Source organism: Cupriavidus sp. FW305-3-2-15-C-LB2, assembly GCF_058787575.1.
The window spans coordinates 30,975-55,726 of record NZ_JBYSZW010000041.1; the positions used below are offsets into that span (position 1 = coordinate 30,975).

At 65.5% G+C, this 24,752-nt stretch carries 20 protein-coding genes; 9 read left to right on the forward strand and 11 right to left on the reverse strand.

Annotated elements, in window-relative coordinates:
* Positions 1–64: 64 nt before the first annotated feature.
* The 6 genes from AC3WRR_RS25350 to AC3WRR_RS25375 all read right to left on the reverse strand — a co-directional run bounded on the left by AC3WRR_RS25350 (position 65) and on the right by AC3WRR_RS25375 (position 7,542).
* The gene (locus AC3WRR_RS25350) at positions 65–1,345 is read right to left on the reverse strand and encodes a DUF2957 domain-containing protein (RefSeq protein ID WP_492298442.1); all 1,281 of its coding nucleotides are present in this window, start codon (positions 1,343–1,345) and stop codon (positions 65–67) included.
* A 37-nt stretch (positions 1,346–1,382) separates the two neighbouring features.
* Positions 1,383–2,735, reverse strand: a complete 1,353-nt coding sequence (locus tag AC3WRR_RS25355; protein ID WP_439671094.1) for a DUF2957 domain-containing protein — start codon at positions 2,733–2,735, stop codon at positions 1,383–1,385.
* Between the two features lie 251 nt (positions 2,736–2,986).
* The gene (locus tag AC3WRR_RS25360) at positions 2,987–3,883 is read right to left on the reverse strand and encodes a DUF1571 domain-containing protein (protein WP_492298444.1); all 897 of its coding nucleotides are present in this window, start codon (positions 3,881–3,883) and stop codon (positions 2,987–2,989) included.
* Between the two features lie 206 nt (positions 3,884–4,089).
* Positions 4,090–5,064 carry a TetR/AcrR family transcriptional regulator gene (locus AC3WRR_RS25365; protein WP_010811362.1) on the reverse strand — a complete coding sequence of 325 codons (975 nt, stop codon included), beginning with the start codon at positions 5,062–5,064 and terminating at the stop codon, positions 4,090–4,092.
* Positions 5,065–5,332: 268 nt separating this feature from the next.
* On the reverse strand, positions 5,333–6,928 hold the full coding sequence (locus tag AC3WRR_RS25370; protein ID WP_492298446.1) for a GMC family oxidoreductase: 1,596 nt from the start codon (positions 6,926–6,928) through the stop codon (positions 5,333–5,335).
* Between the two features lie 8 nt (positions 6,929–6,936).
* Positions 6,937–7,542: a hypothetical protein gene (locus AC3WRR_RS25375; RefSeq protein ID WP_011616288.1), complete on the reverse strand. Its 606-nt coding sequence runs from the start codon at positions 7,540–7,542 to the stop codon at positions 6,937–6,939.
* Positions 7,543–7,657: 115 nt separating this feature from the next.
* Between AC3WRR_RS25375 and AC3WRR_RS25380 the strand changes: the two genes are divergently transcribed.
* The 6 genes from AC3WRR_RS25380 to AC3WRR_RS25405 all read left to right on the forward strand — a co-directional run bounded on the left by AC3WRR_RS25380 (position 7,658) and on the right by AC3WRR_RS25405 (position 13,559).
* Positions 7,658–8,731, forward strand: coding sequence for an AraC family transcriptional regulator (locus AC3WRR_RS25380; protein WP_492298448.1), 1,074 nt, complete (start codon positions 7,658–7,660; stop codon positions 8,729–8,731).
* Positions 8,732–8,989: 258 nt separating this feature from the next.
* Entirely contained in the window at positions 8,990–10,564 is a 1,575-nt protein-coding gene (locus AC3WRR_RS25385; protein ID WP_492298450.1) for a flavin-containing monooxygenase, read from the forward strand.
* A gap of 61 nt (positions 10,565–10,625) precedes the next feature.
* Positions 10,626–11,516: an SDR family NAD(P)-dependent oxidoreductase gene (locus AC3WRR_RS25390; RefSeq protein WP_011616291.1), complete on the forward strand. Its 891-nt coding sequence runs from the start codon at positions 10,626–10,628 to the stop codon at positions 11,514–11,516.
* Complete coding sequence (locus tag AC3WRR_RS25395; protein ID WP_211980480.1) at positions 11,513–12,475, forward strand: alpha/beta fold hydrolase; 963 nt, start codon at positions 11,513–11,515, stop codon at positions 12,473–12,475. The genes AC3WRR_RS25390 and AC3WRR_RS25395 overlap by 4 nt, the downstream gene beginning before the upstream one ends.
* A gap of 47 nt (positions 12,476–12,522) precedes the next feature.
* Complete coding sequence (locus AC3WRR_RS25400; RefSeq protein WP_492298453.1) at positions 12,523–13,398, forward strand: metal-dependent hydrolase; 876 nt, start codon at positions 12,523–12,525, stop codon at positions 13,396–13,398.
* Positions 13,395–13,559: a rubredoxin gene (locus AC3WRR_RS25405; RefSeq protein ID WP_035817912.1), complete on the forward strand. Its 165-nt coding sequence runs from the start codon at positions 13,395–13,397 to the stop codon at positions 13,557–13,559. Before AC3WRR_RS25400 ends, AC3WRR_RS25405 begins: the two co-directional genes overlap by 4 nt.
* A 107-nt stretch (positions 13,560–13,666) precedes the next feature.
* On the opposite strand, the gene yidC is transcribed toward AC3WRR_RS25405, so the two are convergent.
* The 4 genes from yidC to rpmH form a co-directional block, all read right to left on the reverse strand.
* Positions 13,667–15,334 carry a membrane protein insertase YidC gene (yidC, locus tag AC3WRR_RS25410; protein ID WP_439668429.1) on the reverse strand — a complete coding sequence of 556 codons (1,668 nt, stop codon included), beginning with the start codon at positions 15,332–15,334 and terminating at the stop codon, positions 13,667–13,669.
* Between the two features lie 21 nt (positions 15,335–15,355).
* On the reverse strand, positions 15,356–15,667 hold the full coding sequence (gene yidD, locus AC3WRR_RS25415) for a membrane protein insertion efficiency factor YidD (protein WP_010811372.1): 312 nt from the start codon (positions 15,665–15,667) through the stop codon (positions 15,356–15,358).
* 10 nt (positions 15,668–15,677) lie between these two features.
* Positions 15,678–16,115, reverse strand: coding sequence for a ribonuclease P protein component (gene rnpA / locus AC3WRR_RS25420; RefSeq protein ID WP_136227835.1), 438 nt, complete (start codon positions 16,113–16,115; stop codon positions 15,678–15,680).
* Positions 16,116–16,248: 133 nt separating this feature from the next.
* Entirely contained in the window at positions 16,249–16,383 is a 135-nt protein-coding gene (gene rpmH, locus AC3WRR_RS25425) for a 50S ribosomal protein L34 (protein ID WP_008650850.1), read from the reverse strand.
* An 816-nt stretch (positions 16,384–17,199) separates the two neighbouring features.
* Here rpmH and dnaA point away from each other — a divergent pair.
* The 3 genes from dnaA to gyrB all read left to right on the forward strand — a co-directional run bounded on the left by dnaA (position 17,200) and on the right by gyrB (position 23,195).
* On the forward strand, positions 17,200–18,957 hold the full coding sequence (gene dnaA / locus AC3WRR_RS25430; RefSeq protein WP_492298455.1) for a chromosomal replication initiator protein DnaA: 1,758 nt from the start codon (positions 17,200–17,202) through the stop codon (positions 18,955–18,957).
* Positions 18,958–19,324: 367 nt separating this feature from the next.
* Positions 19,325–20,440 carry a DNA polymerase III subunit beta gene (gene dnaN / locus AC3WRR_RS25435; protein WP_010811375.1) on the forward strand — a complete coding sequence of 372 codons (1,116 nt, stop codon included), beginning with the start codon at positions 19,325–19,327 and terminating at the stop codon, positions 20,438–20,440.
* 229 nt (positions 20,441–20,669) lie between these two features.
* On the forward strand, positions 20,670–23,195 hold the full coding sequence (gene gyrB / locus AC3WRR_RS25440) for a DNA topoisomerase (ATP-hydrolyzing) subunit B (RefSeq protein ID WP_492298457.1): 2,526 nt from the start codon (positions 20,670–20,672) through the stop codon (positions 23,193–23,195).
* A 197-nt stretch (positions 23,196–23,392) separates the two neighbouring features.
* Here the strand turns inward: gyrB and AC3WRR_RS25445 are convergent, their stop codons facing one another.
* A complete protein-coding gene (locus tag AC3WRR_RS25445; protein WP_492298459.1) occupies positions 23,393–24,748 on the reverse strand; it encodes a DNA sulfur modification protein DndB in 1,356 nt (451 codons plus the stop codon).
* Positions 24,749–24,752 lie beyond the last annotated feature (4 nt).

The following is a 24,752-nucleotide window of genomic DNA, read 5'->3' on the forward strand; positions in this document are numbered from 1 at the left end:
TCTCTGTATGGTCGGATCGTGGCGCAGTGGCCCGGGCTGCAATGGCCCGGGCCTGGCAGCGTGCTTACTGCACGAATGCGCCGACGGTGAAGTACGGGCCGCTGTCGCGCTGTTCCAGGAAGCCGAACACGCCGCCGGTGAACATCAGCTTGCCGGTCGGCGCCGAGCCTGCAGGCGCATCGCGCCGCGACGTGCGGACCACGCCCGGCACCTGCTGCGAGAAATCCAGCCGGTACGGGATGGCGAGCGAGGCATCATGCGGCCGGAACGGATCCATCATGGTGGCCGCGGCGCCGACCAGTGCCGTCACGCGGTAGTTGAAGTTGCTGTCCACGCCGACGTATTCGCCGTTGACCGTGCCTTCAGTAAGCGCTACCGCCGGCGCCATCATGCCGATGCCGATCTCGTCGTCGGCACCAAGCGGGCCGTTGGCGAGCGTGTCATTGGCATAGCCCACGCGGATCATGACCGGCACCAGCTGGCCGCGCAGCTTGCCCACGATCAGGTAGGCCTTGCCCAGCGTGCCGCCCAGCGTGGGCGGCTGGCTCTCGGCCTTGTAGTTGGTCGACAGCAGCGCGCCGCTCGCCTGCGGCACGAAGTTGTTGCCCTTGCGCTCGCACGTGTTGGTGGCGTTGTCGCAGACGGTGAAGGAACCATCGGCAGCCAGCGCCATGCGGTAGTCCTGCGCTACCAGCTGGAACTGCTTGGACGGCACCTCGTGGAAGCCCGTGCCGTTGTACTGGCCGGCAATCTTCGACAGGTCGGTCTCGGTCTGCGCGAAGCCGATGAACTGGAAATACGGGAAGGTGGTGTCCGGCACCGCGCCGGCGCCCAGCACGCCGTTGAACTGGATGCGCGCGCCCGGGATGGTGCCGCCCACCACGCCTTCGCCGACGAAGAGCTTGGCCGGACGGTTCGGATCGAGGCTGGCGCCGCTCAGCTCGAACGCGCACTGGTTGAGCTTCTCGGTCGGCAACCCCGTCTCCGCCTTCAGCGTGCCGCGCATCACGTTCTGCCCGTTGGTGGGATCGCTGCGCGTGGGCTGCACGGTGCCGGTCTGGCGCGGCACCGACGAGTCCACGAAGGTCACCTGCCAGGTCTTTTTGGTGGTGTCGATCTGCACCTTCACCAGCTCGCCGGAGCCGGTGCCGCCGGTAAAGGTGGTGGAGTAGTCGAGCGCTGCCGGGCACAGCCGCGTCTGCACCGCGGCCGGCGTGGACGGCGCGTCGTCGCCGCCGCCGCCACCGCAGGCGGCGAGCATGGCGGTGGCGGCCACGGCCAGCGCACGCGCCGGCACCGTGGATGGGCGCGAGGCCCGCGGCAGGATCAGTCGATGGGGTTGCATGGCGTGGTCTCCTCGGTTTTGTGTGTTCTTGGTGGACTCAGGGTGCTGCCAGCACGCCGACGCGGAAGGTCGGGCTGGCGCTGCCGGTGCCGGACAGGTGGCTGAACACGCGCCCGCTGGCAATCAGCGCACCGGTGGTGCCGCTGTTGTCGGTGGTGGCGATCATTCCCGGCGCGTTCTGCGTGAAGTCGAGCTGGAAGGCACCGGTCTGGTTCATCGTCATCGGGTCCAGCAGCTCCACGCGCGCGCCCTTGACCAGCGAGGCGGTGTAGACAAAGTCGCTGCCCGAGCCGATATAGCCGCCGTCAAGCTGGCCGCTGGCCAGTGCCTTCGCCGGCGCCATCAGTGCCAGGCCCGATTCGTCGTCGACATTGACCGTCAGTGGCAGCAGCGAGATCTGCGCGTAGCCGGTGCGCACCAGCAGCGGCACCAGTGCGCCGTTTAGCTTGCCCACCACCATCAGCCCCTTGGCGCGGCTGGCGTTGTTGCTGGTGATGGCCGCACTCTGGAACGACGGGTAACGGCGGCTGCCATCCGCATTGCTGCTTTCGAAGGCGCCATCGGCGCTGCGCAGCTTCCAGCTGTTGCCGGTGCTGAGGCAGCTGCCGGCCGCGGCCGTGCAGCTGCCGTCGGCGTTCAGCGTCTCGGTGGTCTGCGCGGTCGCGGGCGTGAAGTGGCTCGACGAAGTCAGCGAGCCGCCGGACGGCACCTGGTGGTAGCCCAGCAGGTTGTAGCTGCCGGCCACCCTGGTGAAGTCGGTCTCGGTCTGTGCGAATGCCAGCACCGGGTAGAACGGGAACGTGGTGGCCGGGATCGCACCCAGCCCGAGCACGCCCGGATAGGAGATGGTGGCACCGGGGATGCCGCCGCCGGCAACGCCATTGCCCAGAAAGATCACCGGCGGCCTGGCGCTGTCGATATTGGCCTGCGAGGTGCCGTCGGATGCGGTGGCCGTCTGCAGCGCGACTGCGCAGCGGTTCTGCTCGGCGGTCGGCAGCGAGGTCAGGTTGGCGAAGGTGCCGGTGAAAGTCACGCCCGCGCGCGTCGGGCTGACGCTGCCGGGTTGCTTGGGCACCGGCGACTCGATGATCTCAAGCTGGTAGGTGCGGGCCGCGGTGTCGAAGCGCAGCTTCACCAGTTCGCCCGCGCCGGAGCCGCCGGTGAAGGTGGTGCTGTAGTCCAGTGCCGCCGGGCACAACGACCCCGGCGGGCCGCCGATGGTGACCGGCCCCTGCGCGGGGCACGTGCCCGTGTCAGCGCATTGCGGTGCCTGCGTGCCGGCGCGCGGCGCCTCTTCATCGCCGCCGCCGCCACCGCAGCCGGCCAGCGCCGCGGCAAGGCTCACCCCTGTCAAAACCAAAGTGCTGCGTCGAAGCATCGACATGGTCATTGCCTGTCTCCTGATTTTTTCTTGGCGACCCCTGGTTCTGGATCTGGTGTCCGGCTCTGCGGCCGGATCCCTCCCGGGTGCGGCGACTCTCGCCGCTCGCGTGTTTTTGCGTCAATAGAGCGGCCGTTCCAAACAGGCGCGCCTGGCGTGCATGCCGCACGTGGCGGTGGATTGCGGGTGTTGCACGGACTGCGCGGCAAAGCGGCGCAGCCACCGATTCAAACGCACGGTGCGCGCCGCTTTGCCGCATCTCAGAAGCGATAGTCAGGATTGGCCGGATCGAACGCCGAGGCCTCGAAGGTCTTGCGCACCAGCTTGTCGAACACGATCTTCTCGACCATGTTGCCGTCGGCATCCCAGGCGGTTTCCACGCGGATATACGGATGCTTCAGGTCCAGCATCAGCTGCACCTTCTTGGCGTAGTACTGCGGCGCGCCGGCCGGCAGGTCCCAGGTCAGCGCCACCATGCGCACGCCCTGCTCCTGCACGATCTCGGCCTTGCTGTATTTCTCGGACAGGCCGGCGGCCCGCAGGGACCTGGCGTCGCGCTCCAGCATCGACAGCACGAACTGGAAGCCCAGGTCGCGCACGGTGTGGTTGGACTGCGAACGCGCCAGGGTGCCGTCCAGCGCAATCCACATCGAGGTGAAGCCCAGCACGCCGCCCAGGTGGCCGTACATCTCGTCCTTGCGGCGGGTCTCGTCGTAGATGATTTCCTGTCCCGACTGCGCGCCGCCGGGCAGCCACTTGGCATAGAGCTGGCGCGGCTGGTGGCGGTAGCGGATCTGCATCCTGGCGGGCTGCTCCTGCCACTGGTTGTTGAGCCGTTCCTGGCGCGACATCCAGTACTCGTACTCGGGATAGCGGTTCATTCCGGCACGGGCCCATTTCAGCAGCGCGTCCGGCTGCAGCGCGTGGAACACGGCCAGCACCTGCTCATCGGACAGCCGCGCGAGTTCGCCGCTGGCGACCTGGCGCGAGAACAGTGCGGCTTGCTGTGCGGATGTCTGGCCGTCATAGCCCGTGCCCGCGGCGGCGGTGGTTGTGGCCGTCTGGGCCATGGCCACCGGGGGCATGGCCAGTGGCGCAGCCAGCAGTCCGATGACGGCACCGGCGACGGCGGCAAGGTAAAGCGGTTGGATCGACATGGCAGCTTCCTCCTCAAGATGTCCGCCAGGAGGCGGAGCGCGGGCAGCGCAGGGCGAACGGGGCCACCGCCGCGCCCTTGGAAAATCCGATAAGGCGCACGGGGTCCGCGGGGCCTGTGCGTGGCCTCGCTGGATGGATCGACGGTTCAGTTTTTGCGTGAGGGCGGTGGCGCCGGCCCGGCGGTAACCGGGTGCGGCGCGCGCCGCTATGTCCTGGTGCGCATTCGCATCCAGTCATCCAGCGGGTTGCTGGGGAAGCTCACGGTTTGCTCGCGCGCGCGGACCGGCATGCTGGTCACGGCTGAGCGTTTGGTGCCCTCATTGCGCACGGTGCGTGCGCTGATGCGGGCCTTGCCGAGGGCGGCGGCGGTCTGGCTGGCCGCATCGCCCATGGTTGCCGCCATCGCGGCGCAACTGGCACTCAGTTCATCGGCAGACTGCGCCGCGGCCAGCCTGCTGGCGCGCTCCCTGGCCTGCTGCTGCTCGCCAAGCTCGAACACCGACTGCAGGGCCGAGAAGTCGTCCGCACTGGGTTGCGCCACGTTCAGCACGGCTTCCACCATGGCGGTGAGCTGGGCCAGCACGTGCGCATCGCTCATCTGCCGGCCCTGCGTGAACACCGGCAGCAGGCTGGTGAGCTCTTCGCCGGCCAGCACGCCGGCCAGTGCCTTGAGCGCAAACTGCAGGCGCCAGCCGAGCTCATGCCGCGGCAGCGCCGGAATGGCGCGCGAGAAGGCGTCGAAGAAGCGCCCGTACACCGGGGCGTAGTGCTCCAGCAGGTATTGCTGGATAAAGGGCGAGGTATCCGAATACACGCGCCCGAGCAGCCGCAGGAACGACGGCCCGCCCACCGACGGGTCGCGTGCCATCTGCAGCGCGGGCACGAACAGCGCGCCCATCACGTGCTCGCAGCGGATGCTGTTGCCGGGCCAGCGCGCTTCGCACGCATCGAGCAGCGCCAGGCGCCGCGCGTTGAGCGGATCCAGCCGCCGGCTCAGCACGGCGTGCATCATGATGTCTTTGCTGCGGAAGTGGTAGTTCACGGCGGCCAGGTTGACGATGGCGCGCGACGTGACCTGCCTGAGCGAGGTGGCTTCATAGCCGACCTCGGTAAACAACTTTTCCGTGGCGTCGAGAATCCGGGCCTTGGTGTCTCCTGCCGAGCTTTTGCCGGTCTTCATGGGGGCGTCTCTCTTCGTTGCTGCCTTAAACCCCTTAGCAATTTGCTACGCTGTTCCGCTCCCTGCTCTGACGGCATACGGATGCTTGAAACAGCTGTACGAAGCCTATCCACCGCTTCGAGCGTTTCACAAGAGCTGAATTGGAGTGGACATTCTAATTGCGCCACTGGTGTGGGGAATCGCACAACAATGTCGCCGGCAACCTGCATGAAGCAGGCATGCCGGATGCCTGCAATGCAGGACATTGCAGGCTTGCGCGGCCAATACCTCATGACGTGAGGCTCCGGGCCAGCGCGTGCGCATTCTGCGCCGTCAGCGCGAACACCGACAATTGGGGATTGGCCCCCACGCTGGTCGGGAACACCGAGCCGTCGAACACCGACAGGTTGGCCAGCTGGTGGTGGTTGCCATGGCTGTCCACCACGCCGCCGCGCGCATCGTCGCTCATGCCGCAGCCGCCCATCAGGTGCGCGGTGAACAGCGCGGTGCGGAACGGCTTGAGCGGCAGCTGCGCGATGGCGTCGCGCGCCTCGGGCCAGCTGCGGTACTCGGCGGCGTCCAGGTGGGCGGGCCGCACCCGCTCCGCGCCGGCGGCAAACTGCGCCTGCGCCATGCTCAGCCATGCGCGCCGCACGCCGTCCCAGGCGTAGTCGCTCATCTCATAGTCCAGCAGCGGGCTGCCGTCGGCCGCCAGCCGCACGCGCCCGCCCGCGCTCTCTGGCACGAAGCCGTCGCGCAGCAGTGCCAGCATGGCGTTGGTATGGGGCAGTTGCGCCATGTCGCGGCGCAGTGCCTCGCCCACGCCGTTGACCACGCCCGCGCTGATGCCGGGGAACAGCGGCGGCACCTCCAGCTTGTAGCCCATCTGCCCGGTCGCACCGTCCTTCCACTGGAAGTGGTCGGAAGCGATCGACTGCGGTGCGCCATAATAAGGATCAATGCGCTCCGGCATTTTTGCGATGCTGATATTCACCGGATGGATAAACGTGCGTAGTCCCAGCCGCTCATGCGGGTCCGGCACGCGCGAGCGCAGCAGCAGCGCCGGCGTGTTGATGGCGCCGCCGGCGGCGATGAAGTGCCTGGCCCGCACGATCACGCCGACGCCGGTGGGCGTGTAGCCATCGGCGCCCAGCGCCTCGCCGGTGACCGACTGCACGCGCTTGCCGTCATGGTCCAGCGTGCGCACGCGCACGCGGTGCACCAGCGTCGCACCGCTGGCCAGTGCCGCGGGGATGGTCGACACCAGCATCGACTGCTTGGCATTGACCGGGCAGCCCAGCCCGCAATAGCCGGAGTTCCAGCAGCCCTTCACATTGCGCGGGATCACGTGCCATTCCCAGCCCAGCGTCTCGCAGCCGCGCTTGAGCACGTCGTTGTTGGGATTGGGTGCCATCGCCCAGGGCGCGATGCCCAGGCGCTCTTCCACTTTCCTGAACCACGGCGCCATGTCGGTCTCGCTGTGGCCGGAGACGGCGTGATGCGTGGCCCAGTGCGCCAGCGTCTGCGGCGGCGTGCGGAAGCTCGATGACCAGTTGACCGTGGTGCTGCCGCCGACGGAGCGGCCCTGCAGGATGGCGATGGCGCCGTCGGCCGTGGTGCGGGCCGCGGCCTCCTGGTACAGCTCGCGATAGGCGCGGTTCTCGTCCATGTCGCGGAAGCTGTCCGAGGTGCGCAGCGCCCCCTCTTCCAGCAGCACCACGCGCAGGCCCGCGCGGCTGAGCGCCTCGGCGCTGATGCCGCCGCCCGCGCCGCTGCCGACGATGACGACGTCGGCATCGAGCGTGCGCGTGGTGGTGAAGGTGGCAGCGTCCAGTACCTTCCAGCCGGCGGCGATGCCGGCGTCGTAGAGATTGTCGATGGCCATGTCGGGGATCAGGCGTGCAGCGCCTTGTAGACGGCCGCGTTCGGGCCGGGATAGCCGCTGCCCGCCCATGCGGCCGGCAACACGTAGTAGCTCACGCTGATGAGCTTGACCAGCACCACCGCGCCGGCATTGAGCGTGGCCAGGCGGCTGGCGCGCCAGCGCGCCAGGAAGGCCTGCACCTGCGTGGGCGTGGCCGCGCTCCAGTCCTGGCGGATGCCGGTCAGCGCCCAGCGCAGCGGCATGCTGGCAAGCAGTCCGAACAGCTTGCGCAGCTCGGCTTGCGCGCCCGCGCCCATGGCGGCGCAGGTCGCGTCGATATTGCGCAGCGCGTCCTGCTCCAGGGCCGCGCGCCGCGGCGGCGGCGCTTCGGCCAGCTCGGTGACGATGGCCGGCAGCAGCGCGCGCAACATCGCCACGTCTTCCGGTCGCAGCCAGGTCATGCCGGCCTGCGGCGCGGGATGGGCCGATGAGCAGCCGGCCAGCGACGGCACCAGCGCGGTACAGGCCAGCGCGGCCGAGAAGCCGAGGCCGACTTTCAGGAAGCCGCGCCGCGTCAGCGCGTGCAGCGCCTCGGCATCGGCATCCGCACGGCGGTGTGGATGATTGGGGGCCATGTTGTCTCCTTGCGTCGGTCTCTTGTATTCAGGCGGGGGCAGGCCCGCATTGACGCTACCCGGAGTATGGATAAAGATCGGTGCCCGGTCTTGATCCCGCACGACAGGTGAATTGATGCCACGCGCCAACCAGCCCGACGGCGGTGCCAGTGGTACGCAAGCGGGCACCGCATTGGGCACCGTCTCGCTCGCCTACCTCCGCGCCGTGCTCGACCACGGCGCGCGCCAGGGCATTGCCCCGGCCGAACAGCTGCGCGCCGTCGGCGTGTCGCCCGAGCTGCTGCACGCCACCGGTGCGCAGACCGCCACGCGCATTCCCGGTGCCGCCTACCTGGCGCTGCTCGACTGGCTGGAGCAGGTCACCGGCGATCCCGATGTCGGCCTGCGCGCCGGCGCCGCCTTCGCGCCGCGCCACTATGCCGAGATGGGCTACGTGGTGCTGACCACGCCCACCGTGCGCGACGCCATCCTGCAAGGCATCCGCTATGAGGTGCTGGCCAACGATATCGGCGGCACCCGCCTGATCGAAACGCCGCATGCCGCCTGCATGACCTGGGAAGCCCGGCATGGCCCGCTGTCGCGCCATGCGCATGAGCTGCACATGGCAACCTGGGTGGTGTTCGCGCGCTGGCTGATCGGTGAGCAGCACGTGGCCACCCAGGTGGAATTCCCGCATCCCGCGCCGGCCGATACCCGCCTGCATGCCGAGGTGTTCGGCTGCCCCGTGGTCTTCAACGCCGCGCGCCATGCCATGCATATCGAACGGGCCTTGCTGGACCTGCCGTCGCTGCAGGCCGACGCGGGCATGCAGGCGCAGATGACGCGCATCGCCGATACCCAGCTGCAGCAGATCGCGCCGGCCGGGGCCGACGCCTTGGCGCAGGCGCGTGCCTATATCAGCGGGCGGCTGCCGCAGGGCGAATTGCCGATTGCCGACGTGGCCGCGCACCTGAGCCTGCCCGTGCGCACCCTGCAGCGGCGGCTGCAGGCGCAGGGCATCAGTTATTCACAGCTTGTGGATAACGTGCGGCGCGCGCTGGCGGAGCAGTATCTTGCCGATCCCGGCATCAGCCTGGCGCAGTGCGCGATGCGGCTCGGCTATTCCGAGCAGAGTGCCTTCACCCACGCCTTCAAGCGCTGGACCGGTGAAACGCCGCACGGCTGGCGCCGCAAGGGACAGGCGGCCTAGCGCCTGAATGTTGCGGCCACGCTTTCGTGATCCGCGAAGCCTGAAAAAAATCTCCCGGTTTCAAACACACGACCGAATCCCATGGCGCAAGCGCCTGCGGGGTGGCATCGCCTTGTTTTATGTGCGCGAAACGCCGCTGGAAATCCCTAAAAATTAGAACCATCCTTCAACTCACGGCATTGACCACCTGCCCTGCGCTTCCTACGATGACATCCATCAATGTCACAATAAACACTGTAATAACGGTGAGGAGCGCCCATGAATGCACCCGCGGAGCTGCCGCAGCAGGCATCCCCTGCCCTTGAGCACACAGACATTGCCATCATCGGCAGTGGCTTTGCCGGCCTCGGCATGGCGATACAGCTGCGCGAACGCGGCGAGCGCAACTTCCTGATCTTCGAGAAGGCCGGCTCCGTCGGCGGCACCTGGCGCGACAACCACTACCCGGGCTGCGCCTGCGATGTGCAGTCGCACCTGTATTCCTTTTCATTCGCGCCGAACCCCGACTGGTCGCGCATGTTCTCGACCCAGCCGGAGATCCGCGCCTACCTGGAAGGCTGCACCGACCGCTTCGGCCTGCGCCCGCACCTGCGGCTGCACCATGAACTGCGCCACGCCGCCTGGGACGAGGCCGCGCAGGTGTGGCGCCTGGAGATGGCAGACGGCAAGGTGGTGCGGGCGCGCGTGCTGGTCTCCGGCATGGGCGGGCTGAGCCGGCCTTCCTACCCCAATATCCCGGGGCTGGATTCGTTCGAGGGCGAGTGCTTCCACTCGCAGCACTGGAACCACGCCTATGCGCTCGCTGGCAAGCGCGTGGCGGTGATCGGCACCGGCGCCAGCGCGATCCAGTTCGTGCCGCAGATCGCGCCCCAGGTGGCGCAGCTGGACCTGTACCAGCGCACCCCGCCGTGGATCATGCCCAAGCCGGATCGCGAGGTCAGCGCGACCGAGCGCTGGCTGTTCCGCCGCCTGCCGTTCACGCAGACGCTGGTGCGCACCGGCATCTACTGGATGCTGGAATCGCGCGTGCTGGGCTTCGTGCTGCATCCGAAGATCATGAAGGTGGTGGAGCGCGTCGCGCGCCGCCATCTGGCCAGGCAGGTGCGCGACCCCGCCTTGCGCGCAACGCTGACGCCGGACTACACCATCGGCTGCAAGCGCGTGCTGATCTCCAACGACTACTACCCGGCGCTGACGCGCGACAACGTGGACGTGGTCACCACCGGCATCGCCCGCGTTGAGCGCGACGCGGTCGTGCTGCGCGACGGCACGCGCCGGCCCGCCGACTGCATCATCCTGGGCACCGGCTTCCATGCCACCGACCCGCTGCCGCGCGGCGTGATCTCCGGCCTTGACGGCGTGGACCTGGTCGATGCCTGGCGCGACGGCGCGCAGGCCTACCTGGGCACCACCGTGGCGGGCTTCCCCAACCTGTTCTTCGTGGTCGGCCCCAATACCGGCCTGGGCCACAGCTCGATGGTGTTCATGATCGAGTCGCAGGTGGCCTACATCGCGGACGCCCTGCAGCAGATGCGCCGCGAAGGCGTGCAGGCGGTGGACGTGCGCGAGCCGGTGCAGCGCCGCTTCAACGAACGGCTGCAGGCGCGGCTGGGCCATGCGATCTGGTCCGCCGGCGGCTGCGCCAGCTGGTACATCGACCCGCGCAGCGGCCGCAACACCACGCTGTGGCCGGGCTTCACCTGGCAGTTCCGCCGCGCCACGGCGAGCTTTCGCATGACCGACTACGACCTGTACCCGGTGCGGCGCGCATTGCCGGACGAGACCGCAACGCAGCCCGGGCCGGCCGATATCGCCACGGTCGCCGGTGCCTGACGCACACGCATTCCCCCTGGTTCACACCCAAAAGAACGACATCACCGGAAGGAGACCGGACATGAAGGACTTCCGCAACAAGGTTGCCGCGATCACCGGCGCCGGCTCGGGCATCGGCCGCGCGCTGGCGGTGGCGCTGGCACGGCAGGGCTGCCACCTGGCGCTGTCAGACCGCAACGAGGCCGGGCTGGCGCAGACCGTGGCCCAGGCCATGGCCGCCGCACCGCAGGCCCGCATCACCCAGCACACCGTGGATGTGGCCGACCGCGCCGCGGTCTACGCGTGGGCCGCCGCGGCCGCCGAGGCCCACGGCCGCATCAACCTGATCTTCAACAACGCCGGCGTGGCGCTGTCCAGCACCGTCGAGGGCATGAGCTACGACGACCTGGAATGGATCATGGGCATCAACTTCTGGGGCGTGGTCTACGGCACCAAGGCCTTCCTGCCGTACCTGAAGGCCAGCGGCGACGGCCACGTGGTCAATACGTCGAGCATCTTCGGCATCTTCGCCCAGCCCGGCATGGGCGCCTACAACGCCAGCAAGTACGCGGTGCGCGGCTTCACCGAATCGCTGCGGCAGGAGCTGGACCTGATGGACTGCGGCGTGTCGGCCACCACCGTGCACCCGGGCGGCATCAAGACCAATATCGCCCAGGCCAGCCGCGTGTCATCCAGCGTCAACGGCTTCCTGGTGCGCGACGCGCAGCACGGCAAGGATGAGTTCGAGAAATTCTTCATCACCTCGCCCGACAAGGCCGCGCGCGTGATCCTGGAAGGCGTGCGCCGCAACCGCCGGCGCGTGCTGATCGGACCCGACGCCTACGCTGCCGATGCCATGGCGCGGCTGCTGCCCGCCGCCTACCAGTCGCTGGTGGTGCGCGAGACGCGCCGCAAGCGCGATCTGGGCCCGGTTGCGGCACCGGCCTCGGTCGGCCAGGGAGAGCGCCCGTGAACCGGCTCGCGATCGAACAGGATGCTGCGCTGCTGGCGCCACCGGGGGCGCTGACGCGCTGGTTCGGGCAGGGCCGCGTAGGGCTGTTCAGCCTGTCTCGCGCCACGCTGGCGCAGCGCCATGCGCTGCCGGCCTCGCGCTGGGTGCGCGTGCTGGATGCGATGGTGCACTACACCGACGAAGGCCCCGCCGACGGCGAGACCCTGGTGCTGATCCACGGCTTCGGCGCTTCGCTGCATACGTGGCAGGGGATCGTGCCGGCGCTGGCGCAGCGCTACCGCGTGCTGCGGCTGGACCTCGCCCCGTTCGGGCTGACCGGGCCGCTGCGCGATGCGCGCGGCCGCATCGAAACCATGGACGTGCACCGCTACCGCGACTTCATCGATGCCTTCCTGGCCGCGGTGAACGTGCGCCGCGCCAGCATCATCGGCAACTCGCTGGGCGGGCTGATCGCGTGGGACCTGGCGGTGCGCCGGCCCGATGCGGTCGACAAGCTGGTGCTGATCGACGCCGCCGGCTTCCCGATGCGGCTGCCGATCTACATCGACCTGTTCCGCCATGCGCCGGTGCGCTGGTCGGCACCGTGGATGCTGCCGGAGTTCATCATCCGCGCCGCCACGCGCGACGTCTATGGCGATGCTTCACGCGTGCCGGAGTCCACCTTCCGCCGCTACGTCGATTTCTTCTACGCCGAAGGCAGCCGCGAGGCCGTCGGCAAGATGGTGCCCAGGCTCGACTTTGCCCAGCTTGATACCCACCTGCTCGGCAGCGTGCGCGCGCCCACGCTGGTGCTGTGGGGCGAGCGCGACCGCTGGATCCCGCCCGCGCACGCGCAGGCCTTCACCGAGCGCATCCCCGGCGCGCAGCTGCGCCGCTATGCGGGGCTTGGCCACGTGCCAATGGAAGAAGACCCGCAACGCGTGGCAGCAGACCTGCTGCCGTTCCTGGCCGCCCAATGAATTCCCACCGGCGCAACACGCGCCGGCCTTTACCCAAGGAGACCGCCATGATGCCAGTCCGCCGCGACGTGCATCCCCACCTGCCGCCAGAACGCATCAGCGACTGGCACGAACGGGGCCGTCACGTCACCCATTTCATCAACGCGCTGTCGATCTTCTTCCCCGCCGGGGAGCGCTTCTTCATGGACAGTGTGCGCAACTACCGCGACCAGGTGAAAGACCCCGGACTGAGCCGCGCCATCGCCGGCTTTATCGGCCAGGAAGCGATGCACACGCGCGAGCACATCCTCTACAACCGGCTGATGGAAGACGCCGGCCTGCCCGCCGCGGCGCTGGACCGCTCGGTGTGGAAGCTGCTGGACCTGCTGCGCAAGATCCTGCCCAAGTCCTGGCAGCTGGCCCACACCATCGCGCTGGAGCACTACACCGCGATGCTGGCCGGCGGCCTGCTGCAGGATCAGCGCCACATGGGCGCGGCCTCTGAGACCGGCTACCGGCAGGTGTGGACCTGGCACGCACTGGAAGAAACCGAGCACAAGGCCGTGGCCTACGATGTCTGGAACACGGTGATGAAGCCCGGCCCCTACCGCTACTTCCTGCGCACCTTCACCATGCTGACCACCACGGTAACGTTCTGGGCCATGGTGTTCGTGTTCCACATCGCGCTGGTGATGGGCGACAAGGGCTGCCGCAACAAGCTGACCGGGTTTGGCGGCGCGCTGCGCTTTTTGTGGGCCTCGCCCGGCGTGCTGCCCAAGATGATCCCGGAATGGCTCAGCTACTTCCGCCCGGGCTTCCATCCGTGGGACGACGACAACCGCGCCGAGCTGGCGCGCATCGCCCCGCTGGTCGAAGAGATCGAAAACACCGCGCGCGCCGCCGGCGTCTCCACCCGTGCGCCCTCGCTGCGGGGGGCCGCATGACCATCTGGCAGTGCCGTATCTGTGGATTCGTTTATGAAGAAGCGCTCGGCATGCCCGAGCACGGGATCGCGCCCGGCACACCGTGGGGCGCGGTCCCGCTGGAGTGGAGCTGCCCGGACTGCGGCATGGCGAAAGCGGATTTCGACATGGTTGCGCTATAGACGGGCGGTGATCAACGAGGGGTGATGGCTGTCAGCGCCCCGATCCATCAAACAAAAAGCCCGGCATCACTGCCGGGCTTTTTTGCTTACCGCAACTTGCAACAGCTTCAGCTCTTCGCCACCACTGCCGCCTTGCCCTTGCCGAGCATGCGGTTGATCTGCCATTGCTGGGCGATCGACAGGATGTTGTTCACCACCCAGTACAGCACCAGGCCCGCCGGGAAGAAGAAGAACATCACCGAGAACACCAGCGGCATGATCATCATGACCTTGGCCTGCACCGGGTCCGGCGGGGTCGGGTTCAGCTTGGTCTGCACGAACATCGAGACGGCCATCACGATCGGCAGGATGTAGAACGGATCCGGCACCGACAGGTCATGGATCCAGCCCAGCCACGGCGCGCCGCGCATTTCCACCGACGACAGCAGCACCCAGTACAGCGCAATGAACACCGGGATCTGGATCACGATGGGCAGGCAGCCGCCGAGCGGGTTGACCTTCTCGGTCTTGTACAGCCCCATCATCTCCTGGTTCATCTTCTGCGGGTCGTTCTTGTAACGCTCGCGGATCGACGTCATGCGCGGCTGCAGGTCCTTCATCTTGCCCATGGACTTGTAGCTCGCCGCCGACAGCGGGAAGAACACCAGCTTGATCAGCACCGTCAGCGCGATGATCGACCAGCCCCAGTTGCCCAGGAAGCCGTGCAGCTTCTCCAGCAGCCAGAACAGCGGCTTGGCCAGGATGGTCAGCCAGCCATAGTCCTTCACCAGCTCCAGGCCCGGGGCGATCTTCTCGAGCATGTGCTCTTCCTGCGGGCCGGCGAACAGGCGTGCATCGGTGGTCACCGTGGCACCCGGGGCCAGTTCACCCAGCGGCTGCTGCACGCCCACGCGGTACAGGTGCGGATCGATCTGCTGGACGTAGAAGCTGTGCTCCTTGCCGGTCTGCGGGATCCAGGCCGAGGCAAAGTAATGCTGCACCATCGCCACCCAGCCATTGTTGGCGGCGGCCGGCACGGTGGCCTTGCCCTTGGCGATGTCTTCGAAGTCGATCTTGTGGTACTTGTCGGCGTCGGTGTAGACGGCCGGACCGGTGAAGGTGCTGTAGAACTGCGACTGCTCGACCTTGCTGCCGTCGCGCGCCAGTTCCAGGTACAGCGTCGGCGAGACCGGCGCGGCACCCGCGTTGGTCACCGCGAACTTGGTGTCGACCACATAGCTGCCCTTGCGGAACACATAGGTCTTGACCAGCTTCACGCCGTTCTTCTCGGCGGTCAGCGCCACTTCCAGCTGCTCGGCGCCGTCCAGCGTGCGCGGGCCCGGGGCGGCGGTGAACACCGTGGTGTGGTTGGGCAGGTCGCCGCCGATCAGGCCCGAGCGTGCCATGTAGGTGCGCACCTTGTCGCGCTCGAACAGCACCACCGGCTTGCCGTCCTTCTCATGCTCCTTGAGCAGCTCCAGGCGCGACACGATGCCGCCGGCGGTGTCGATCTCGGCGCGCACCGTGTCGGTGGTCACCACGACCTTCTCGCCGGCGGGCTGGGCCGCGGCCTGCGGCGCGGCCGGGGCAGCGGTACCCGCTGCGCCTGGCGCCACGTTGGCCTTGGGCACGTCGCCCTGCGCGGCAGCGCCGCTGGCGGCGGGCGCCGAGGCGGCCTGTTGGGTCGTGCTCGGGAAGAACATCGACGCATGGCCTTGGGAGCGCTGCCAGTTGTCGTAGAGCAGCACGAGGGACATCGAGAAGATGACCCAGAGGATGGTGCGTTTGATATCCATGTCTGGCTGTGGTCGGAGAAATCAGGGTCTGGGCAGACGGATCGCAACAGGCGCATGGCCTGCGGCGGCATGGACGGAACGGCCCGCGTGGGTGTCCGGCCTGGCAGTGTCGTCAGCTTCCGTGCCCGGCACGGGATCATACCCGCCTTGGGCGAAAGGATGGCAGCGGCACAGCCGGCAGGCGGCCATCCAGCTGCCGCGCGCGGCGCCGTGATGGATGACGGCGTCGCGGGCGTAGTCGGAACAGGTCGGCAGGAAGCGGCAACGCGAGCCCAGGTAAGGACTCAGGGCGATCTTGTAGATACGCAGCAGGGCTAGCAGGATCGGCTTCATGGCGGGGTGGTCAGGCTGGAAGGCCCGGTGCCTGGCTGGGTGGCGCAGGCGGAGCGGGGTTTGCCGCCGGCGGTGGCGGCAGCGGCCTGGCGGCAATTTCCAGCAAGCTGGTGATTTCCGCCAGGCACGCCTGTCTGACCGCCGCGCGCGTCGCAAATTCCGCGCGCGGGAACCTGGCTTGCAGGCGCAGCAGTACGTCGCGCCCGGCCAGGTGCTCACGGCGCTGGCGGAACAGCTCGCGCGCCATGCGCTTCACCAGGTTGCGCTCAGCGGCGCGCGGCGCAAACTTCTTGCCCACCACCACGCCAAGGCGGCCTTCCGGCCGGTCATTGGCGCGCACATAGAGCACGAAATGCGGGCTGCGACGCCGGGGCCGCAAAGCAAAAACGGATGAAAACTCATCCGTCTTTGTCAGCCTTGCGGCTTTGGGGAAGGCATGGGCAGACACGCTGGGCAATGCTGGCGAGAGATACTGCTGACTAACTAGCTGAGCCCTGCGGCAAGCTGCCGGCCGTCCCTGAGGTGAGGCGTCAGGCCATGACGGCAACGCAGTGCGCGCCGTCATACCAGTCGCCCCGGCCTCAGATGGCCAGGCGCTTGCGGCCCTTGGCGCGGCGTGCGTTGATGACGGCACGGCCGCCGCGGGTCTTCATGCGGACACGGAAGCCGTGGGTACGCTTGCGGCGGGTAACGGAAGGTTGGTAGGTACGTTTCATGTTGCACTCTCTGGTTGATCTGGGCGCGCCTGACACCGGCCGGTGCCGGGGTGCCGTGGCCGCCGCGTATGGTTCGCATGGGGCTGCCGCTGGCAAGACACTGCAGCGGGATTGCCGACGATTCTGGTTCTGTCTTGCTGCCGGCCGTGTTTATGCATGTGCAGGTCGCTAACCTGTTAGCAAGGACGGCACGAACAGGCCAGACCCGGCGATGCGCATACGTGATCCCCTGCCGCATCGCAGAACCCGGCATTTAACCGATTTTCTGCGGCAATGTCAAGGCGAAAGACTGTGTGCACCGGCACAATTGCCACACCCGACTGTGGCCCGTGGTGCGCCATTGTCCACAAAGGCCAGTGGGTAACTGCAAGTGTCCCGAGGGCCACCTCTACCGCATCCATCCACAGGCGAAGTCCCTGTTTTGCCTGAGATTTCCCCCGTTTCCACACCCCGGAAAGCCGCATCGCACCAAGGGTTGTGCACACAAATCCACTGCATTTGCACAAGTTATCCACAGACTTATCCTTTGTGGATAACTCAGGGGCGGGGGTACAATCCGGGTCCAAACACAACACGGGCTGCGTGGCGCAGGCGCAACCCGGGCCCCCACCGCGGCAACGCATGACTGAACGCACGCCAGTGCGGCGAGCCTGAAGGCTCGCTTGCTGCTGCATTGGCATGCCGCGGAGGCCTCACCGAACGGAATTGATTCCTAATACGGTAAGGATGGCCCGGATCGCGCGGCGTAGATGCTGCTTGTGGCGTGCCGGGGGAACCGCTGATTTGCGGCCGGGTACGATTACCAAAAAACAAACAATGCAAGATTTCTGGCAGGCGGCAGCAGCGCAACTAGAGCGCGAGCTGACGCCGCAACAGTTCAAAACGTGGATCAAGCCGCTGGCGCCCGTTGCGTTCGATGAAGAAACGCACGCGCTGCGCATTGCCGCGCCCAACCGTTTCAAGCTGGACTGGGTCAAGAGCCAGTTTTCGGGGCGCATCACCGCACTGGCCTGCGAGTACTGGGAAGCGCAGGTCAGCGTCCAGTTCGTGCTGGATCCCGCCGCGTCGGGCCGTGCCGCTGCCTATATGCAGCCGGCCCAGCCCGGCATGGGCCCGGGCGGCATGGACGGCCACGCAGCACCGGGTACGGGCATGGGCGGCTATCCCGGCGCCCAGCCGATGGGCGGCCAGGCCATGGGCCAGCCGCCGTTCGCCATGCCCGGCCAGCAGCCCGGCTATGGCTATGGCGAGCCGGTCAGCGCGGCCGGCTACGGCATGGGGCAACCGCCCTATGGCAATCCGGGCAATCCGGCCGGCATGCCGTCCGCCGCACCGGTCCCGGCCGGTGCGCGCGGCCAGCCCCACCCTGGCCAGCACGGCCACCAGCCGCACGGCGCCGACATGGGTGAGATCGACGTGGTCCAGATGGACCCCGCCGAAGCCAGCGCCCGCTCCTACCGCGCGCCGCCGCAGCAACCCCAGCAGCAGCCGCACCAGCAGATGGGCGGCGCCACGCCGATGCCCGGCCACCAGCCGAGCGACACGGTGCATGAGCGCTCGCGCCTGAACCCGATCCTGACCTTTGACAACTTCGTCACTGGTAAAGCCAACCAGCTGGCCCGCGCCGCGGCCATCCAGGTGGCCAACAACCCGGGCAAGTCGTACAACCCGCTGTATCTCTATGGCGGCGTGGGCCTCGGCAAGACTCACCTGATCCACGCCATCGGCAACTTCATGTTGCTGGAGAACCCGCGCGCGCGCATCCGCTACATCCACGCCGAGCAGTACGTGTCCGACGTGGTCAAGGCGTACCAGCGCAAGGCGTTCGACGAGTTCAAGCGCTACTACCACTCGCTGGACCTGCTGCTGATCGACGATATCCAGTTCTTCTCCGGCAAGAACCGCACGCAGGAAGAGTTCTTCTATGCCTTTGAGGCCCTGATTGCCAACCGGGCGCAGGTGATCATCACCAGCGATACCTACCCGAAAGAGATTTCCGGCATCGACGACCGCCTGATCTCGCGCTTCGACTCGGGCCTGACCGTGGCCATCGAGCCGCCCGAGCTGGAAATGCGCGTGGCCATCCTGATGAAGAAGGCCGCCGCGGAAAACGTCAACGTGCCCGAAGAGGTTGCCTTCTTTGTCGCCAAGCACCTGCGCTCAAACGTGCGCGAGCTGGAAGGCGCGCTGCGCAAGATCCTGGCGTTCAGCAACTTCCACGGCAAGGACATCACCATCGAGGTGACGCGCGAAGCGCTCAAGGACCTGCTGACTGTGCAGAACCGCCAGATCTCGGTGGAGAACATCCAGAAGACCTGCGCGGATTTCTACAACATCAAGGTCGCTGACATGTATTCGAAAAAGCGCCCTGCCAATATTGCACGGCCACGCCAGATTGCGATGTACCTGGCCAAGGAGCTGACGCAGAAGAGCCTGCCCGAAATCGGCGAGCTCTTTGGCGGCCGCGACCACACCACCGTGCTGCATGCCGTGCGCAAGATCGCCGACGAACGCAGCAAGGACGCGCAGCTCAACCATGAACTGCACGTGCTGGAGCAAACGCTCAAGGGCTGATGCATGGCCGATGCCCGGGAACCCCCGGGAAGGCGTTTTGAAGGGTCGGCCCCTCGGGGCTGGCATACTGTAGGGTGCGCGCCACGGACATCCCGTGGCGCCTGGGGAATTAACGTCAGCGTCGCCGGGGCAAGTGTCCGGAAAATGGCCACTGATAAGGCTTTGCGGTGAGTCGGGACGGGATGGCAAGTACGGGCAGCGCCAGCGTGGCTTTTTGGGCACAGCTGGCCCCCCGGCCGGTCCCGCCCCGCTTCACCGCAGCGGCTTATCCTTGGTACAATGGCATATTAACTCCTTGATTCCTAAGTGAATTCGGAGTTGTTTGCGTTCTGCGGTCGCCGATTACAAACGACGAAGGATAAATTCAATGCAATTGGTCAAAACCTCGCGAGACAACCTGCTGCGTCCGCTGCAAATCGTGAGCGGCATCGTGGAGCGCCGCCACACCCTCCCGATCCTGGCCAATCTGCTGATTCGCAAGTCCGGGTCCAACGTTTCCTTCCTCTCGACCGACATCGAGATCCAGATCACCACGCACGCCGAATGCGGCGTTGGCAGCGACAGCGTTGCCACCACCGTGGCCGCGCGCAAGCTGCTGGACATCCTGCGCGCCATGCCTGACGGCGACGTGGCCCTGTCGCTCAACGACAAGCGCATGACCGTGCAATCCGGCAAGAGCCGCTTCGCACTGCAGACGCTGGCCGCCGAGGAATTCCCGACCGTTGCCGAAGCCAGCGAATTCAACGCCAGCGTCAGCCTGCCGCAGAAGACCTTCAAGCACCTGCTGGCGATGGTCCACTTCGCCATGGCGCAGCAGGACATCCGCTACTACCTGAACGGCATGCTGCTGGTGGTGGAAGGCAAGAAGGTCATGGCAGTCGCCACCGACGGCCACCGCCTGGCGTACTGCGGCGTTGAGCTGGAAACCGAAGCCGTCGGCGTGGGCGCGCGCCAGGAAGTCATCATCCCGCGCAAGACCATCCTGGAACTGCAGCGCCTGCTGGAAGACAACGACGATCCGGTGCAGGTGCAGCTGGCCGCCAACCAGGTCAAGTTCACGTTCGCCAATATCGAACTGATCTCCAAGCTGGTTGAAGGCAAGTTCCCCGACTTCCAGCGCGTGATTCCCAAGGGCTACAAGAACGCCTTCGCCATCGACCGTGTGCGGCTGCAGCAGGCACTGCAACGCACCGCGATCCTGACGACCGACAAATTCAAGGGCGTGCGCTGCATCCTCGACACGCACATGCTCAAGATCAGCTCCACCAACGCCGACCAGGAAGAGGCGCAGGAAGAGCTGGAACTCGATTACTCGGGCGACGCGCTCGATATCGGCTTCAACGTGACCTACCTGCTTGACGTGCTTGCCAACCTGAAGAGCGAGCAGGTGCAGGTCAGCCTCGGCGACTCGAATTCGAGTGCGCTGATTACCGTGCCGGAAGACGACAACTTCAAGTACGTCGTCATGCCGATGCGCATCTGATGATCCGGTAACAGGACCAGACCAGACAAGAACCGGAGCAGCAAACGGCACGCAACGACACCCGGCCCAGGCCGGGAAGTCCTGGGGATGACCATCCCGCAGCGGGGGCAGGATCGAAACGACGATCCGCCCCTTTTGCCGTTTTTAGTAACCCGCCATGCGGACCATTTCGCGCCCCGCCGCTATGCCGGCCCGGCCCGAATTCCGCCATTGCCGTGAGTAGAAAGACATGACCGAACAGCAGAACCCGCAGCAGGAAAACACCTACGGAGCCTCTTCGATCCAGATCCTGGAAGGCCTGGAGGCGGTACGCAAGCGTCCGGGCATGTATATCGGTGATACCTCCGACGGCACCGGCCTGCACCACCTTGTCTTCGAGGTGCTGGACAACTCCATCGACGAAGCGCTGGCCGGCTACTGCACCGAGATCCAGGTCACCATCCACAGCGACAACTCGATCTCTATCGTCGACAACGGCCGCGGCATCCCGCCCCTGGTCAAGTTCGACGACAAGCACGAACCCAAGCGCAGCGCGGCGGAAATCGCCATGACCGAGCTGCACGCCGGCGGCAAGTTCAACCAGAACAGCTACAAGGTGTCTGGCGGCCTGCACGGCGTGGGCGTGTCCTGCGTGAACGCACTGTCCAAGTGGCTGCGCCTGACCGTGCGCCGCGACGGCCAGGTCCACCTGATCGAATTCGCCAAGGGCGACGTGCAGAACCGCATCGTCGAGACCGTGACCGGCCCCGACGGCCAGCCCGTTGAAGTCTCGCCGATGAAGATCATCGGCGCCACCGACAAGCGCGGCACTGAAGTGCACTTCCTGGCCGACGAAGAGATCTTCACCAACGTCGAGTTCCACTACGAGATCCTCTCCAAGCGCATCCGCGAGCTCTCGTTCCTGAACAACGGCGTGCACATCAAGCTGGTCGACCAGCGCACCGGCAAGGAAGAAGACTTTGCCTTCTCCGGCGGCGTGAAGGGTTTTGTCGAGTACATCAACCGCTCCAAGAGCGTGCTGCACCCCAACATCTTCTACGCCAACACCGAAAAAGACGGTATCGCCGTGGAAGTGGCCATGCAGTGGAACGACGGCTACAACGAGCAGGTGCTCTGCTTCACCAACAACATCCCGCAGCGCGATGGCGGCACCCACCTGACCGGCCTGCGCGCCGCGATGACCCGCGTCATCAACAAGTACATTGAAGAGAACGAAGTCGCCAAGAAAGCCAAGGTGGAAACCACCGGCGACGACATGCGCGAAGGCCTGTCCTGCGTGCTCTCCGTCAAGGTGCCAGAGCCCAAGTTCAGCTCGCAGACCAAGGACAAGCTGGTCTCTTCCGAAGTGCGCCTGCCCGTGGAAGAACTCGTCGGCAAGGCCCTGAACGACTTCCTGCTGGAAACCCCGGGCGACGCCAAGATCATCTGCGGCAAGATCGTAGACGCCGCCCGCGCCCGCGAAGCCGCCCGCAAGGCCCGTGAAATGACCCGCCGCAAGGGCCTGATGGACGGCATGGGCCTGCCCGGCAAGCTGGCCGACTGCCAGGAAAAAGACCCCGCCCTGTCAGAACTCTTCCTGGTGGAGGGCGACTCCGCAGGCGGCTCCGCCAAGCAAGGCCGCGACCGTAAGTTCCAGGCCATCCTGCCCCTGAAGGGCAAGATCCTGAACGTAGAGCGCGCCCGCTTCGACAAGATGCTGTCCAGCCAGGAAGTGCTGACCCTGATCACCGCCCTGGGCACCGGCATCGGCAAGGACGACTACAACCTGGACAAGCTGCGCTACCACCGCATCATCATCATGACCGATGCTGACGTGGACGGCTCACACATCCGCACGCTGCTGCTGACGTTCTTCTACCGCCAGATGCCCGACATCATCGAGCGCGGCTATGTCTATATCGCGCAGCCGCCGCTGTACAAGATCAAGCACGGCAAGGAAGAGCGGTATATCAAGGACGATGTTGAGCTCAATGCCTACCTGCTGAAGCTGGCGATGGAAAAGGCTGTGCTGGTGCGGCCGGATGGTACGGAGATCAATGGCGATGCGCTGACTGAGTTGGCGCGGCAGTATCAGCTGACTGAGGGGGTGATTTCTCGCCTGTCACGTGTTGTTGATACCGATGCCCTGCGTGCTATTGCTGATGGGGTGGCGTTGGATCTCGACAGCGCGGCTGCTGCTGAGGCGTCTGCCGTGGCGCTGAAGGCCAAATTGGCTGAGATGCATGCCAAGACGTTGATTGGGGCGGCTGTTAATGATGACGGTACCGCTGACGTCTACGCGCAGTTTGATGAGAAGACGGATAAGCATCGGTTGATGATTGCGCGTCGGCATCATGGGAACGTGCGGTTGTCGCATCTGGATGCGGATTTTGTTCATGGGGCTGATTACGCTGCCCTGTCTAATGCTGCCAAGACCTTCCAGGGCCTGACCCCGGAAGGCACCAAGGTGCAGCGGGGTGAAGGCGAAAAGCTGCGCGATCAGACTGTCAACGATTTCCACGGGGCTATGCAATGGCTGCTGGCTGAGGCTGAGCGCGGGGTTTCTCGTCAGCGGTATAAGGGTCTTGGTGAGATGAACCCTGAGCAGCTGTTTGAGACTACGCTTGACGTCACCCAACGTCGCCTGCTGAAGGTGCAGATTGAGGATGCTATTGCGGCGGATCAGATCTTTACCACCCTTATGGGGGATGAGGTGGAGCCGCGGCGGAACTTTATTGAGTCGAATGCGTTAATTGCACAGAACATTGACGTCTAATGGACCAACGCATCTCCGAACGGTGAAAAAATTCACAAGTAAGTGAATCATCCTGCGTTGTAACTATGTCCGCAGTTTCGGGGGCCGCGCCCTGATTGGCCACCAAACAAATCGAGGGGTTGCAGTGCTTTTGCCTGCAACCCCTCATTGCTTGTGGTTCTCGCGTAAGCGCTAATGAACATATTGCTTCGCCATACTCACGCGAGGACCGTTTGGTGGGTTTCCGAAAACTCCTTTGCCTCCTTGATGGTGTAACTGGAGCTCTCCACAGCCTTTGGCAGTGCTTCTAGATCATCGACCTGGCCGCAGGACTTCCAAGTTTTGAACGCATCAGGATTGCGTGCTTCGTTATACATGCTCCACACTCCGAATTTTGTGGCGGCGTCGAGGCGGTCGGCGACTAGCAGGTATAGCAACAGACTCGCCATTCGTCTAAGCGCATCTGCCGACGTATCAATAGTGCCGCCTGCCTTGATTATGATGTCACGCCAAACCGGTGTGGTCATGCTCCAATCAGGAATCATGTTCGCACGAGCAATCACCTTTGCTAGCGGAAACTTTGACTCCTTCCTCGCGCGCAGCAATCCGTCGAACAAGGCGATCTGGGCGGCTGGCTTGAACAGTAGCGAAGTTTGGGATTCGTCCGCTCGACGAGCGGGGATGGATTTTGGATCGGCGAGGGCATCGCGATAAGCGTCAATTCCTTTCAGGACGTCACCCCACACCGAAGCCGCCTCGGATCGATGTAGCTCCATTTGCTCGACGCCCGGACGTTCCTGCTTGTTAAGATAAATATTCTTGTCGTGCAAAACCATCTTAACGGTCTCGTACACCGCGCTAATCGTTGTTAGTTTGATGCTCCTGGCTGAAAGCGTGTTGCTCTTCCAGTCGACAATATCCTCCTTTTTTCCATCAACCTGCACGGCGTGCAGCGGTTCATCGTCGCGGAGCAGGCCCCGCGCGGCGATTGCATATCCATCGTCTTCGCTGGTTATGATATTGTCTCCCCGGCTGGTGGGTTTGGCGTAACGATTAACGGTATTGAAGATTCGCCGCGTCTTGACGTTGCTCTCGTGCTGAACAAATATTACGCAGATTTCATCGTCCCCAATTTTGGGCGACTCGGGGCCGGAGATTTCTTGCTGGATCGCCATTCGTTCGGCTAGGAGACGATGTTGACCGTCTAGCACAATCAGTGTCCCGCTATCGATCGTCAGGAAGCCTATCTGCTGTGCTGCAGCCTTCTTGTACGCGGCCGGAACATCCTTTGCTAATGAGGCCAGTGGCTCAAAAGTGATCTCCCCTTTATAAATCAGCACGATAATCGAGCCAAAGAAGCGGTCGGCATTATTTACAAGGTAGGGGGCGAGTTCCTTCTTGATGCGCGCAACCGCGGGCTCGCGCTGCATGCGCTCCTCAATGCTAAAGCTCGCCCATTCATCGAGCTCCCGAGGCGGGCGTACGGATTGGACTAGATCTCTTGCGGACATGACCGCTTCGTAATATTCCGTGTTGCCGAACTTGGCTCTAAGCGCCGGGATTAAGATCGCCATTTCT